Annotated in this window: 12 protein-coding genes; 4 read left to right on the forward strand and 8 right to left on the reverse strand. The window is 55.2% G+C overall.

The window, feature by feature from the left end:
* Nucleotides 1–73: 73 nt before the first annotated feature.
* Nucleotides 74–1588: a glycosyltransferase WbuB gene (locus FYC48_RS18025; protein ID WP_149498109.1), complete on the forward strand. Its 1515-nt coding sequence runs from the start codon at nucleotides 74–76 to the stop codon at nucleotides 1586–1588.
* Complete coding sequence (locus tag FYC48_RS18030) at nucleotides 1585–2184, forward strand: VanZ family protein (RefSeq protein WP_149498110.1); 600 nt, start codon at nucleotides 1585–1587, stop codon at nucleotides 2182–2184. Before FYC48_RS18025 ends, FYC48_RS18030 begins: the two co-directional genes overlap by 4 nt.
* 241 nt (nucleotides 2185–2425) lie before the next feature.
* On the opposite strand, the gene FYC48_RS18035 is transcribed toward FYC48_RS18030, so the two are convergent.
* The 5 genes from FYC48_RS18035 to cysS form a co-directional block, all read right to left on the reverse strand.
* Nucleotides 2426–2830 carry a response regulator gene (locus FYC48_RS18035; protein WP_160149603.1) on the reverse strand — a complete coding sequence of 135 codons (405 nt, stop codon included), beginning with the start codon at nucleotides 2828–2830 and terminating at the stop codon, nucleotides 2426–2428.
* Nucleotides 2820–4754: a sensor histidine kinase gene (locus FYC48_RS18040; protein ID WP_149498112.1), complete on the reverse strand. Its 1935-nt coding sequence runs from the start codon at nucleotides 4752–4754 to the stop codon at nucleotides 2820–2822. The genes FYC48_RS18035 and FYC48_RS18040 overlap by 11 nt, the downstream gene beginning before the upstream one ends.
* 174 nt (nucleotides 4755–4928) lie before the next feature.
* Nucleotides 4929–5558: a Holliday junction branch migration protein RuvA gene (gene ruvA, locus FYC48_RS18045; protein ID WP_149498113.1), complete on the reverse strand. Its 630-nt coding sequence runs from the start codon at nucleotides 5556–5558 to the stop codon at nucleotides 4929–4931.
* Nucleotides 5559–5574: 16 nt separating this feature from the next.
* Entirely contained in the window at nucleotides 5575–6060 is a 486-nt protein-coding gene (gene ruvC, locus FYC48_RS18050; protein ID WP_149498231.1) for a crossover junction endodeoxyribonuclease RuvC, read from the reverse strand.
* 73 nt (nucleotides 6061–6133) lie between these two features.
* The gene (gene cysS, locus FYC48_RS18055; RefSeq protein WP_390622142.1) at nucleotides 6134–7696 is read right to left on the reverse strand and encodes a cysteine--tRNA ligase; all 1563 of its coding nucleotides are present in this window, start codon (nucleotides 7694–7696) and stop codon (nucleotides 6134–6136) included.
* 463 nt (nucleotides 7697–8159) lie between these two features.
* Here cysS and ppdK point away from each other — a divergent pair, with 463 nt between their 5' ends.
* Nucleotides 8160–10799 carry a pyruvate, phosphate dikinase gene (gene ppdK, locus FYC48_RS18060; protein ID WP_149498114.1) on the forward strand — a complete coding sequence of 880 codons (2640 nt, stop codon included), beginning with the start codon at nucleotides 8160–8162 and terminating at the stop codon, nucleotides 10797–10799.
* A 64-nt stretch (nucleotides 10800–10863) separates the two neighbouring features.
* Here the strand turns inward: ppdK and acpS are convergent, their stop codons facing one another.
* Both acpS and trpS read right to left on the reverse strand, forming a co-directional pair.
* Nucleotides 10864–11244, reverse strand: a complete 381-nt coding sequence (gene acpS / locus FYC48_RS18065) for a holo-ACP synthase (RefSeq protein ID WP_149498115.1) — start codon at nucleotides 11242–11244, stop codon at nucleotides 10864–10866.
* 79 nt (nucleotides 11245–11323) lie between these two features.
* The gene (gene trpS, locus FYC48_RS18070) at nucleotides 11324–12304 is read right to left on the reverse strand and encodes a tryptophan--tRNA ligase (RefSeq protein WP_149498116.1); all 981 of its coding nucleotides are present in this window, start codon (nucleotides 12302–12304) and stop codon (nucleotides 11324–11326) included.
* A gap of 338 nt (nucleotides 12305–12642) precedes the next feature.
* Between trpS and FYC48_RS18075 the strand changes: the two genes are divergently transcribed.
* Nucleotides 12643–13869 (forward strand): TIGR03000 domain-containing protein, encoded by a 1227-nt coding sequence (locus FYC48_RS18075; RefSeq protein WP_149498117.1) that lies wholly within the window; start codon nucleotides 12643–12645, stop codon nucleotides 13867–13869.
* Nucleotides 13870–14039: 170 nt separating this feature from the next.
* Here the strand turns inward: FYC48_RS18075 and FYC48_RS18080 are convergent, their stop codons facing one another.
* Nucleotides 14040–14297, reverse strand: a complete 258-nt coding sequence (locus FYC48_RS18080; RefSeq protein WP_149498118.1) for a DUF4404 family protein — start codon at nucleotides 14295–14297, stop codon at nucleotides 14040–14042.
* Nucleotides 14298–14540: the final 243 nt, after the last annotated feature.

Raw genomic sequence — 14540 nt, forward strand, 5'->3', positions numbered from 1 at the left:
ACTGCGATCGCGACTTGGTTCGAACCTGAAGCATGAATGATCCCTTTGTCACTCCTCAAGACGAGCTGCTTTCGTGAATATCCTCCTGTACGGCTTGAACTACTCGCCAGAAGAAATCGGAATCGGTAAATACTCCGGCGAAATGGTTCAGTTCTTGGCCGATCAGGGACATCATGTGACCGTTGTCACGACGCCACCTTACTATCCCGATTGGAAGGTCGGCAAAGGATACAAAGCATGGGCCTACAAATCAGATATCTCTAATAACCGGTCTGGCGGCGAAGCTTCCGGAACCATCACCGTGATTCGCTGTCCGATTTGGGTTCCCAAACAAGTCAACGGACTTAAACGGATCTTGCATTTGGCGTCGTTCGCTGGCACCAGTCTTCCGGTTGTATTGTGGAAAGCCCTGCGAAGGCGTCATGAGGTGGTCATGACGGTCGAGCCGGCAGCATTCTGTATGCCGGCGACCTTGGTGGCATCATTGCTCCGTCGATCAAAATCTTGGCTTCATGTCCAAGACTTCGAAGTCGATGCCGCTTTTGAACTCGGTATTCTGAAACAACCGCTGTTGAAACGATTGGTGTTGGCGGCCGAAGCGTTTTTAATGCGTCGTTTTAACCGGGTCTCGAGTATCTCGCCCAACATGGTATTCAAGTTGATCCAGAAAGGGGTCGCCGAAAATCGATGCGCCATGCTTCCCAATTGGGTTGACTGCACCATCATGCGACCTTTGGGACCGGCTTCATCAGCGGGAGATGGCTCGAATCAGAAAACAGCACTAGAACGAGGTTCAGATCGGTTGCGTATCGATCCGGCAGCACCGTCTACGCCGCCAGAGAAGGTATCAGCGCTTGCGGGATTGCGAGACTCGTTTGGCCTACCGATTGATAAATGTCTCGCGATGTACGCTGGCAACATCGGCGCTAAACAGGGCTTGGAAATCATCCTGGAAACGGCCCGTGAGCACGCCGATCGAACCGATTTGGCGTTTGTGATCTGTGGGACAGGTGCGGCGCATCAAGAATTGCTGCAGCGTTCTGAAGGCATTGGAAACATTCACTGGTTGCCGGTCCAACCGCTCTCTCGATTTAACGAACTGATGAACTGCGCGGATATTCATCTGTTACCACAGAGGGCAGGGGCGGCGGATTTGGTGATGCCGTCAAAACTAACTGGGATGCTCGCCACCGGTCGCCCAATTGTTGCTTGTGCGGCGCCGGGGACACAAATTGCCGATGTGGTTCGGGGGCGAGGCCTCGTCGTACTTCCGGATGACGTAGAAGCATTCTCGCACGCCGTGATCCAACTGGCCGAATCATCCGACCTTCGTATCCGGCTCGGTCAAGCAGGACGCGAATACGCAGTCAATCACCTGAGCCGCTTAGCCGTGCTATCCAAATTCGAATCGGACCTTCAAACGTTGGTTGGTGATCGAAACATACAATCAAACGCTGTTCGTCAAGTCACGGATGTGACGCCCGATACACCGGACAAGCCGGACGAAAGTAGCGATACAACCACTCGTTCACGGCGGCCATCGAACGATCCGGCCGCTTCAACTCTCCAGGCAGCAGTTCCACGATGAAACGTCACGCCGTTCGTCCTACGGATCATCAACGTTTTACGATTGCTTGGATCTGGTGCATCGCAACACTGATGCTTGCGACCTATACGCTGCTAAAACCCAGCACATCGGCGCAAGACCTTTTCGGCTTACCCAACTCGTTCGTTCAATGGCTCGATAAGAACTACAACTTACGCACGTTTATCATGACGTTCCTGATCGGCATTGGGCCAGCCCTTTGCCTTGCCGGTCAAAATTACAATCGAATCCGCCGAATCATCCTGACAGTGATCTTGGCGGTTTTAGTTGGCTTGGAATTTTGCCAGATAGCAATCCCGACGCGTGGCTTTAGCTGGCCGGATGTGTTTTACACTGTTGGTGGAGTGATCGTCTGTGAAATGCTTGCCATTGGGATCGTCCTGTACTGGCATGGCAACGGGTTAGAGCATCTTGTGTTTGGCTCTGACCGAACGGCGGCACGCAACAAGCGATTTTTTGCTTGGGCATGCATTGTCCTGATCTTGATGCAGCTGGCGCTTGTTTTCGGATCCAGCTATCTCCCCAATGTTTCTTTGGCAATTCTGCCGACGTGGCTGGCAGAGTGGCTCCGCGTCTAGAGAGTCATCCTCGCCACTGCTCCTCGAGAGAGCCAGCGGCATCGACGTTGCATCTTCAGCGGCTCGCCTTTATCGAAACCGTCGAGAGAATTGACGAAGGAACTGCTTCGCCGGTTGACCTGACCGAACGAGTGCTTAGTTCCATTTGAAATAGGGGTTCGGGTCATCAACCGACCGGCGTTGCCCCCGTTATCGCACCGCAGCCGTGGCTAACGCCATGCGGTTAATCCGGAACGAAGCACTAGGGCGCGGTGTCGGCCAGTTCATCAAAGAATTGCACGTACTCTTGGATGCCCTTGGGCTTGACGACGTACATGTCCGCACCGACTTCGACGGCGCGTTGACGATCGACGATGTCACTACTGTTGGAACATAGCGCGACCTGAGGCTGGTCGGGCAGCCGGGGACGGGCACGCAGGTTTTCGACGACTTCGAATCCGTTGATCGCCGGCATTCGGACGTCAATCAGCACGAACGCAGGTGTCTTCTCTTCGCCCCGTTCGACTCGCTCCCAAAATTCCAAGAAAGAATTGCCGCCACTGAAAACGCGCAGCGAATTGGTGAGCTTGGACCGAGAATAAACGAGCTTGACAATATCCAACTCCATCTCGTCGTCATCGACGACGATGAAGTCGTTATTGCTCATTATTTTGTTCTCGATCATGTTGTTTTCTTAGCGTGAATTTCAAGTGGGTGAAATCCGGTCCAGATTCAGCGAAAATCTCGCCGGAGTGTTTATCGACAATTCGCCGACACAAACTCAGCCCAATCCCGGATGCCTCCTCCTGTCCGGTGTCAGCTTTGCGGAACATCTTGAAGATCTCCTCAAGCTGACTCGACGGGATTGTCGAGCCTGTATTTCTAACTCCAAAAATCCATCCAGTTTCCTCCGCCTGCTCGGCGGTGAACGCGATTTCGAAACCATCTCGATCGACGTATCGCAGTGCATTCGCGATCAGATTATTGTACAGCCATTCTAGAAGGGAAGGATAGCCGAACAATCCGGAAGGAAACACATCACGCTTAATTTCCACACCGCGACAACTCAATTGTTCCTCGAAACTGTGCAGTGCGGTGTCAATAATCTGGTCAAAATTAATCGGTTCACGCGTCAATTCTCCCCCAGACAGCCTGGTCAGACGCCGAAAATCGTCCACCATCCTGTACATTTGATCCGCGCATCGTTGAATTCGGCTGACGTAAAAGATCAATAATTCTTCGTCGGCTTCGGGTAACTGCTCTCGCAATAGCTCGAGTAAATTCAGTTGTTTGCGAATTGGCTCGCGTAGATCGTGGGCCGCCAAATGGGTAAAGTGCTCTAAATCCTTGATCGCTTCAAGCAATCGATGGTTGGTGCTACGCAAATCTGACTCGGACTGCTTCACCTCTGCGACCATCGCCTCGAACGCGCGGGCGAGCGTACCAATTTCATCGTCGCGCTGAACCGGTAGCATCTCGACCGACTTTCGGGCGCGAATGTTCCTCGCCGCAAGCGTGATTTGCTGTAGCGGTCGCGTCAGAAAATTGGTCGACAAATAGGCCACGATCAACGACACCATCACCAGCAGTCCGGTTGCGATGGTCGCCCACTGGATCACGCGTGTTTGGGAATCCGATACGATCAAGTTGGTCGCCAAGACGCCCAAAACGATCTGCCTCGGATGGACTCCCGGCAACAAAGAAAACTTGTCGACGACCAGTTGATGATGCCCTTTGTCGAGAGCAATTTCTTCAGGTGCCGTCTCCTTTCTTTCGCCACCGCCAAGCGTGGGAAACAAACCCGATGCCGATGGGTAGTCATCTTGTAATCGGTAGCGTTTTCCAAGCTCAAATCCGAAGACGCGATCGGAATCGGGGTGTAGTAAATAATCCCCCTCATCATTGGTAATCAGATACTGATAGGCATCAGAGTCGTTGTGCAGCACGTTCTCGACAAGTGCATTAAAACGAATGTTATAAACAACGATTCCGATCGAAGTTCCCGCGTCATCCTTGACCGGTGCCGCGATCCGCAACATCGGACGATGGGGAATCTCGATCTCACCAAATTCGCGATTGAGATCGATATCGGAAAGAAAGACTTCGCCGGCACCAAGACGCATGGTCTCGTCGAAATAATAACGTGAACCTTTGGGTTGCAAATCGTCGCCCCTGACGACAACGATTTCCCCATTCTTTCGATCGACCCGGACGACCTCCTTACCCCCGTTCGCCGTTCCGATTAGCCGCACTTGATCGAAGTAGTCACGGTACTGAATCGACGTCTTAAAAATTTGTTGGATCAGTAACGCTGCGTCTTCCCCTTCGACGTCATCGACTTGCATTCCGTTTGCGTTTTGCAACGCCGACTTCACCGTCGGAAACATCGCGGTGAGCGAGATACTGTCGACGAGTGCTCGCAATTCATTCTGGATCGCCAGTTCTCCGGTGGTCCGGATCTGGCGTAGACTGGCAACTTGTTGAAAGCGGGTAATCCGACGATAACCGTAAGCGACGATCGCCCCGATCAAAACTGCGGTCGTCAGGACCAACAAGATCGAGAACCAGCGAATTTGCCATATAATCTTCATCTGGGAACGCCACGGCGTACGTTAAGGTCGGCAAACAGCAAGGTCGGCGACTCGCGCGGCAAACACGAGCCTAAAGTGTTGCCGAAAACCTCACTATAACATAGTGCGGCGTTAGCCTTGGACCGTCAAAAACGCCTGATCGGGCGTTCGATTGAGAGTCTATCCCGACCGATCTCAGACAGACCGTTGGTAGATCGCCGTCAACAAGGACTCGGTATCCTTGAACTTCTTTTTACTGGCCAAGGCTTCGTCGATTAATTGCCGGGCATCGGCTTCGCTGTGCCCGAGTGTCACCAACGCGTCAAATGTCTCACTGGCGACTGCGTTGGCCCCCGCATCGACTTCTCCGGCAGGCGATGTCTGATCGACCATTAGGGCAAACCGTGGCATTTTCCGCCGCAGCTTCGCGATGATCCGTTCGCTTGTCGCCGGGCCGACGCCGGGTAGGGCGGAAAGCGACTTCGCGTCTTGCTGTTCGATCATGACCGCAAGTTCTTTGACGGGACGCACCATCGCGCGTAGTGCCTTCTTTACGCCGACACCATCGACACTGCAAAACAGATCAAAGAACTGTCGCTCCGGCTCGGTCATGAATCCGACCAAACGTGGCGTCAGCCGACCGCCACCTTGTGCGTTGCCTTCGATGTAATCGAGCGTATGAAGCTGGATCGTCTGACCGACTTTGGTTTGCAATTGTCGTCGGGTGTAATCACCGACCAAGACTTCGTATTGAAACGGCGCGGACTCGATCGCGATTGACGCTTCGCCGACGAAGGCCAGCTTTCCAGAAATATTAATGATCATCAGTTGGCCGGCAGTCTTAGCTGCCGATGGCAAGCGGATTGAAACTGAGGTGATAACTGCAAATGGCGATGGCCAAGGCATCGGCAACGTCGGCAGGTTCGGGGACCGATTGCAAGCCGAGCTGCAGCCGTACGGCTTGTTGCATTTGATGTTTGGGCGCATGCCCATTGCCGGTCATGACCTTTTTGACCTTGGTGGGTTCAAAGCTTTTCACTTCGATCCCGGCGGCAGCGGCTGCCAAACAGATGACGCCCCGGGCATGGCCCATCAAGATTGCGGTTTTGGGGCGAGAGTAATGTGAGAACAGTTGCTCGAGAGCCAGATAACTGGGCTCGTGCTGCTCGATCACTTCCGCGACGCCTTCGTGAATTTCTTTGATTCGATTCTCGAGCGAATCCCTTTGCTTACTACGAACGATCCCCGCTTCGATCAAACACAGGTCGCTGCCGACCGCTCGAATGACGCCGTAACCGGTGGTGTTCAAGCCCGGATCAATTCCCAGGACGGTCATCGGCGAAACATTCGCTTGGATGCTGGGGCGTACGCTGTTGGATCGAAGCGGCATCAGGGCGTCCTCACGAGGTTTCCCAGGTGGTGCCTTCTTTCTTGTCGAGCAGCGAGATTCCGATTTCGGTCAGGCGATTGCGGATCGCATCGCCAGTTGCATAGTCCTTGCGTTCACGCGCTTCTTTGCGAAGATCGATCAACAAGTGGACGGTTTTGTCAAGCAACTCCTGAGCCGCCTCGTCACCGCCGCCAGATGCCGGAACCTTAGTGAACAATCCGAGGATGTTGGTCAGTTCCTTCATCTTCCGCATCGCGACGATCAGCGATTGGACTTCGGTTGAAGTCACATCCGCGCCCGGTCCTAACTTTGATTCGTCCAAGTAACGATTCATCGTTCGTAGCCAATCGAATAGCACGCTGACGCCCAGGCCGGTATTTAGATCATCGTCCATCGCCGTGATGAACTTACCACGGAACTCGTCAACTTGCTTCAGCAATGCGTCATCGCCAGGATCAAACTCGCCGTCCTTTCGTGTGCGAGCGGGCTCGAGCGAGTCGTCATAAAACGACAGCTTGCTGATCTCCTCGAAGCGATCAAACAAGCGATAGAAACCTTCGAGTGCGACACCGGCTTCTTCCAAGCCTTCTTCGTTGAACAGGATGGTGCTGCGGTAATGTGTTCGCAACAAGAAAAAGCGAATCCGTGTACCGGTATGACGACGAATCAAAGTGCTCAATCCGCCGGCTCCCTTTGATCGGCTGATCTTGCCTTCGGCTTCCTCTTCGGGAGTTGATTCGCGATCGCTTTTCCCGCCGACCTTGCCTTTCGCGCCGGCTCGCATCAGCCCGTTGTGCATCCAGTACTTGACCATCGGCTTGCCGTGGCAACAACTGCTTTGGGCGAGTTCGTTCTCGTGGTGCGGAAACATCAAGTCCAGGCCGCCGCCGTGAATGTCAAAGGTCTCGCCCAGGATCTCGCGACTCATCGCGGAGCACTCGATGTGCCAGCCTGGGCGTCCCTTTCCCCAGGGGCTGTCCCAGGAAATCTCGCCCGGCTTGGCGGATTTCCAAAGTGCAAAATCGCCCGCAGAGCGTTTCTTTGCCGCCGCACCACCGCCTTCGCCCTGCTGGTCGTCGACGTTTCGGTTGGACAATTGGCCGTAGCTGGAATCTTTGGCGACATCAAAAAAGACGTCCCCCTCGACCGCGTAGGCGAATCCTTTGTCGACCAGATTCTCGATGAACGCGATGATGTTTGCCATGTGGTCGGTCGCCCGTGGCATGTAATCGATCTGGTTGACGCCCAGCTCGCGCAGGTTAGCCAGATAGTCCGCCGTCATTTCGGTGGCGATTTGGGAAACCGGCAGACCACGTTCGCGGCTTTTGTTGATCAGCTTGTCGTCGACGTCGGTGATGTTGACCACCCAGGTCGGCTCATAGCCGCTGTATCGCAGGTAGCGTTTGATGGTGTCAAAGATCACCGGGCCGACCATGTGACCGATGTGACTTTCGGCGTAAACGGTGGGACCGCACAGATAGATTCCGACCTGCGGAGGATTCAACGGCTGGAAATCTTCTTTGGTTTTTGTCAGCGTGTTGTAGATTCGGAGCTTGCTATCAGGGTTCGGCACGGTGCTGGTCCGGCAATGCAGGGAAAACGGCGGGATTGGTTCGATGGATCCGATGAGCGTGGAATTGTAGGGACACACTTCGATTACGCCGAGACCGATTGGGGGAAGTTATCAAGGGCGTTTTAATCGCTACGGATTGCCCGATCTTGACAGTCTTCTTACGTACCTCTCATTGACCAAACCGCTTGTCGCAAATAGATTTAGCCGCGCTCGGCTTGAGAAGGTGAAGTGAATCGGGCGAGTTTGGCGGATCTTCCGATGGTCCGCGGCCGCACCCATAGCTGAGTAGGACGCCCCCGATTCGTCGCCAGAAGACGACTTATTTCTCCCCCGAGCTCTCACGGAGCGTTTGACCGTAAGTCCTTTCCGGCGCTGGCTTTAACCAGCGCTGACAAGGGGGACAGAACGGTTCGCCCGCGGCGGGCTCACGCCCTTTCTGAGACGGTTTCGATAGAGAACAACCATGGCGAACAAGATGGTCTATTACTTCGGTAAGACAAAAACCGAAGGCAAAGGTAAAGCGAAAGACCTCCTCGGCGGCAAAGGCCTTAATCTGGCCGAAATGACCTCAATCGGTCTTCCCGTGCCTCCAGGATTCACGATCACCACCGAAGTTTGCGACCAGTACTACCAGGCTGGCGAGCAACTGCCGTCCGGTCTGATGGACGAAGTCGGCAAAGCGGTCAAGAAGCTAGAAAAAGAACTGAGCAAGAAGTTCGGCGACAACGACAATCCGTTGCTCGTTAGCGTCCGCAGTGGTGCGGCCGTCAGTATGCCCGGGATGATGAACACGATCCTGAACCTGGGCCTGAACGACGCGGCCACCGAAGGCTTGGCCAAAGCGACCAAGAACGAGCGTTTCGCGTACGACGCCTATCGCCGACTGATCAATATGTTCGGCGACGTAGTGATGGGCATGGACCATCACATGTTTGAAAAAGCGTTCGACAAGATCAAGAAAAAGTACAAGGTCGAAGATGACACCGAAGTCCCCGCCGAAGGACTGAAGGAACTTTGCGAAGCGTACAAAGACGTCTTCCGCAAACACACCGGCGAAGACTTCCCTCAAGACCCGTTCGCACAACTGGAACTGGCCATCAAGGCAGTCTTTGGTTCGTGGAATACCGAACGGGCGGTCAAGTACCGCGAGATCGAGAACATCCGCCACTTGGTCGGCACCGCCGTCAACGTCCAGTCGATGGTCTACGGCAACATGGGCGAAGACTCCGGAACCGGCGTCGCGTTCACCCGGAACCCCAACACCGGTGAAAACAAGTTCTACGGCGAATTTTTGATCAACGCCCAAGGTGAAGACGTCGTCGCCGGGATCCGCACCCCGCAACCGGTCGCGGAAATGCCCAAGTGGAACCGAGCGATCCACAAGCAGCTTCTTGAAATCAAGAAGACCCTGGAAGACCACTACACCGAGATGCAGGACATCGAGTTCACGATCGAACGCGGTGAACTGTTCATGCTTCAGACCCGAACCGGTAAACGAACCGGGATCGCGGCCGTTAAGATCGCTTGTGACCTCGTCAAAGAAGGTTTGATCGACGAGAAAGAAGCGGTCATGCGAGTTCCGCCGAACGCGCTAACGCAACTGCTGCTACCGAGCTTTAAAACCACCGCTCGTAACGCCGCCGAAGTACTTTGCAAAGGCATCAACGCGTCGCCGGGTGCCGCCGTCGGTCAACTTGCGTTCACCGCCGAAGAAGCTCGTGAACGTAAAGACGCCGGCGAAAGCATCATCCTCGTTCGCCGCGAAACCAGCCCCGAAGACGTCGACGGCATGAGCGCTGCCGTCGGTATTTTGACCAGCACCGGTGGTGCGACCAGCCATGCCGCTGTTGTCGCTCGCGGCTGGGGTAAATGCTGTGTCGCCGGTGCCGGTGACGTTCACATCGACGAAAAAACCAAGAAGATCAAGGTCAACGGCAAGACCTTGGGCCCCAAAGACACGATCAGCCTGGACGGCACCACCGGTGAAGTCATGCTCGGCTCGGTCGAGACCCAAGAGCCAAAGCTCTCCGGTGACTTCGCCAAGCTGATGAAGTGGGCCGATCAATACCGCACCTTGGCCGTTCGCACCAACGCGGACTCGCCCGCCGACAGCAAACGTGCTCGCGACTTCGGCGCCGAAGGCATCGGCCTTTGCCGTACCGAACACATGTTCTTCGAGCCAGAACGCATCATCCACATGCGTTCGATGATCCTGGCAACCGACGAAGATGCTCGCCGCGGTGCACTGGCCAAACTGTTGCCGTTCCAACGCAAAGACTTCGAAGGCATCTTCAAAGCGATGAACGGTCTGCACGTTACCGTCCGCCTGCTTGATCCGCCATTGCACGAGTTCTTACCGCACGACAACGCCGCACAAAAAGAAGTCGCGGGCGAAATCGGCGTCAAACCAGGCGAAGTGAAGAAACGTACCGCGGCATTGCACGAAGCGAACCCGATGCTCGGCCACCGTGGGTGCCGCCTGAGCATCACTTATCCAGAAATCCTGGAAATGCAAGTTCGGGCGATCACCGAAGCGGCGATCAACTGTGCGAAGAAGAAAATCAAAGCTCATCCGGAAATTATGATTCCGCTCGTCGGAACGTTCCAAGAGCTTGCTTTGCTTCGCAAAAAAGCCGAAGAGACGATCGCCGCGACCAAGGCTGCGAAGAAGTTCGACGGCGATTTGGATATCGCGATCGGAACGATGATCGAAATTCCACGGGCCTGCTTGACCGCCGATGAAGTCGCCGAGCATGCTGACTTCTTCAGCTTCGGTACCAATGACTTGACCCAAATGACGTTCGGTTACAGCCGTGATGACGTCGGCGGGTTCTTGCCCGACTACATCAACGAAGAAATCCTTGACAACGACCCCTTCCAGTCGCTCGACCAAACCGGTGTCGGACAGCTTGTCGAAATGGGTGTCGAAAAAGGCCGCTCGACGAAGAAGTCGCTCAAAGTCGGCATCTGTGGTGAGCACGGTGGCGACCCAAGCTCGATCGACTTCTGCCATCGCGTCGGGTTGAACTACGTTAGCTGCAGCCCATTCCGCGTGCCGATCGCTCGATTGGCGGCCGCACAAGCTGCGATCCGCAACGCCTAATCGTTTGCGGGCAATCACGAACAGTATTCGAATCGGACAGGTCCCATCGGCCTGTCCGATTTTTTTATTCCGCTTCTGCGATCACATGTGCGACCGCGTGTGTCCGGCAGGCTGACAAGCTGAGATGCAATCGATCGATCTCGTGCTCGCTGGCGCACTGCAGCGCGTTGCCCGACAAGACAACGTCATATCCCGATCCTGGACGCACGACGATTTCGATCTCGTTCCATCGCACACCGCGACGTCGACAGCGGAGTGCCTTCATCACCGCTTCCTTGGCGGCCCAACGAGTCGCAAAATGGCCCGGTGCGTCGGCCGTTTGAACGCAGTACTCGATTTCGTCGGCGGTATAAACACGCTCCAGAAATTGCTCACCGTGGGTCTCGATCATCTTGGCGATGCGAACGGTTTCGACGATTTCAGTCCCGGTAGCGATGATCGACATAGAAAAAGACTGACACCAAGGCCAGCGAAGCAATCGCCGGCCAAAAGAAAAGACAGGAACGAGCGGTGAGTACCACTCGTTATTTTAGCCCAGCCGCTTTCTGCGTGCGCGACAACACTTCGGCGGCAACACTGCGAGCCCGCTCGGCACCCTTGGCAAGCACTTCGCGGACGAAGTCCAAGTTTTGCTCCAAGTCGGCTCGTCGCTGCCGGGCCTCGTCAAAGTATCCCTCGCTCGCTTCGGCGATCGCCTTCTTGACTTCGCCATAACCGAAGCCGCCGCGCCGATACATCGCAGCCATTTCCTCGCGACGAGTCTGATCGGCGAATAACGAGAAAAGCTGATACAGATGGTCGCCCTCGGGCTCTTTGGCGTCTTCCATCGGCCGGCTGTCGGTGGTGATTCGCATGATCTGTTTGCGGATCTTCTTGACTTCACCGAACAGCGGCAGCGTATTGTCGTAGCTCTTGCTCATCTTTTCGCCGTCGGTCCCTGGTACCTTCGCGCTGTCATCGAGCACGTTTGCTTTGGGCATGACAAAGGTGTCACCGAATTGATGATTGAAGCGCCCGGCGATGTCGCGGCAGACTTCGATGTGCTGAACCTGATCGGCACCGACGGGCACAAGCTCACTGTCATAAGCCAAGATGTCGGCCGCCTGCAGTACCGGATACGTAAACAACCCCGCGTCCGCCGGGAGGCCCTTGTCGACCTTCTCTTTGTAGGCAACGCAGCGCTGCAGCAGTCCCATCGGGGTTCCGCTAAGCAAGATCCAGCACAGTTCGCTGACTTCGGGAATGTCCGACTGAACGAACAGCGTTGCTTTTTCGGGATCCAAGCCCAACGCGAGTAAATCCAGCGCGACATTGATCACGTTGTCTCGCAATTCGTCCGGGTTGCGAATAGTGGTCAGGGCATGCAGGTCAGCGATGAAGTAAAAGCCATCGTTGGCGTCTTGCAGATCAATGTATTGGCGGATCGCGCCAAAGTAATTGCCCCAGTGAGGCCGTCCGGTGGGCTGAATCCCCGAGAGCACGCGTTTTGGTTTGGAATCGTCCATGCGATGAGCTTTGACGCAAAGATGTGGTGATTGGAAAAACGGAAGGCGTGATTGTGGAGAAAACACGTTCGCTTTTGAAGGCGGGAGACTTCCGCGACACCGTCGTGCGGCGACGACTGAGACAGGCTGTCACGCGAATTGCACAAACCTGCAAAACCGCAGCAGGTCGATTCGCAGGTGCGAAAGGCTGGCCGACTAGCCGGATCAATAAAGTCTACCCAAACTCTAAAATTTGCCTGTTCTGCTTGATCGGCGCAGTGGGACCGCTATCTTACTGATGCATCGGAGCCGAACTTTGCGGCATGTTCAACTAGTAGGATCGGAGGGATTAAACAACAATGACGCGTCTTCGTTTTTCGGTCTGTATGGCGATGTTGGTCGCTGCAGCCGGGTTCTCTGAGTCAGCTCTCGCACAGGGCTCCTCGGGAGGATCTTCCGGCGGTTCCTCGGGCGGGTATACAAGCTCGGGTGGCAGCAGCGGTGGCCTCGTTAGTTACGGTTCCTCAGGTGGATCTTCGGGTGGATACGCCAGCAGCGGCGGATCCTCCGGCGGTCATGTCGGTCCACTCCGCCGACTCGCCGCTCGGATTCACGCGCGTCACGCGGCTCGTTACGCCGCCTACGGTGCATCGTCCGGCGGAAGTAGCGGTGGATCATCCGGTGGCAGCAGTGGCGGTTCTTCGGGCGGCAGCAGCGGCGGAATTTCCGTCCGCTACTATGTGCCTCAGGGAAGCAGTGGCGGCAGCAGCGGTGGATCGTCCGGTGGCAGTAGCGGTGGCGTTCGCAAAGTCACCCGCATCACTCGCACCGTGCCGCTAAGCAGCTACGGATCCGCGTCGATCAGCCCCGCCGACGACGCGTTGGCAGGGTACGAGTCATCGACGATCGAAAGCTCTTACCGCAAGTACAGCGCCCCAAGCGAAAGCGTTGCCAAGGCCGAAGTACCTGCCACCGATGCGGCCGACAGCGATGCCGCTTACGAGTCGGCAAAGCCCGCTTTGGACGACGATGCCGCTCTCCTGACCGTCGCCGTTCCACACGACAGCGCCAAAGTTCAGGTCAACGGACATGAAACGACCAGCGAAGGATCCGTTCGTAAGTTCATGTCACGAGGCTTGAAAGAGGGTTATCTTTACACCTACGTCGTCAAAGTCACCTACGACCACGAAGGCGAAACTCAAACAGAAACCCGCGAAGTCAAACTGCGTCCTGGCGACAACGAGCAAATCGTTTTCGAACCGCCGACCGCCAATGAAGCAGACGCCGAAAATTTGAGTGCTGCCAACGAGACGCCTGAAGCTCCGGTCGTCACCGTCGTTAAACTGCACGTCCCCAGCGACGCAACCGTCAGCTTGGCCGGCAACGAGACCAACGGCAAAGGCAAAGTGAGAACCTTCCGCACGACTCAACTGAAGTCTGGCGAGCAATGGAAAGACTACACCGTTCGCGTCACTGCAACGATTGGTGACCAAAGCATCAGTCGTGAAAAGACAATTGACGTTGAAGCGGGTAGCACCAACGAGATCACGTTTGACTTCGAAGATAATTCGCTTGCTCAGCGTTAGTCCTCGAGCGGACACCAACTCCAGTCAAAACGCCCGGTCGATCACATCGGCCGGGCGTTTTTCGTTGGGTTATGATGACGAGCTCTCAAACATGCGAACCATGCGTTCCGATCTGGTTTGATGGAATCGAGCAGCAGCCGTCTCGTTCTATGCCCAATTTTGGCGAAACACTAAATGCCCATCTGAGCCAAAATGTCGGCGATACGTCCCACGGTCATCGTTAACTGCGGGTGGGATTGTTGGAACGACTCAGTCTGCTCTTGAAGCAACTTCGCCAACGAGGATGAATCGATATCTTTTTGATCGAGTGTGGCAGAAATCTCATCCGCCGCTTGGCGAAGTCGATTTGCCTCGTCAGGTTCGAGATCCTGGATCGATTCCAAGGTCGAGTGAAGCTGTGACAAAGCTTCGTCCAAATCTTTACGCATTGACTTTCGCTCGAAAAAAGTGTGTTGGGTTCGGGATGGTGATTAATGAAACCTATCCGGAAACCGATGTATGCCAACTTGTGATCCGGTACGGTGGGCCGCGACACGAACGTCGCTGGATCGATGCGAGTGCGTTCGGCCCACGCTTTGACAATTGGCCCTCCACCGACGACTCGCAGGATAGACGTTTTCAAAATCCCACCCAGAAGCCGCAAAACGGATCGTTTCAAAGCGGCATCCGGT

The sequence above is a fragment of the Roseiconus lacunae genome (assembly GCF_008312935.1).
GTDB classification, from domain to species: domain Bacteria; phylum Planctomycetota; class Planctomycetia; order Pirellulales; family Pirellulaceae; genus Stieleria; species Stieleria lacunae.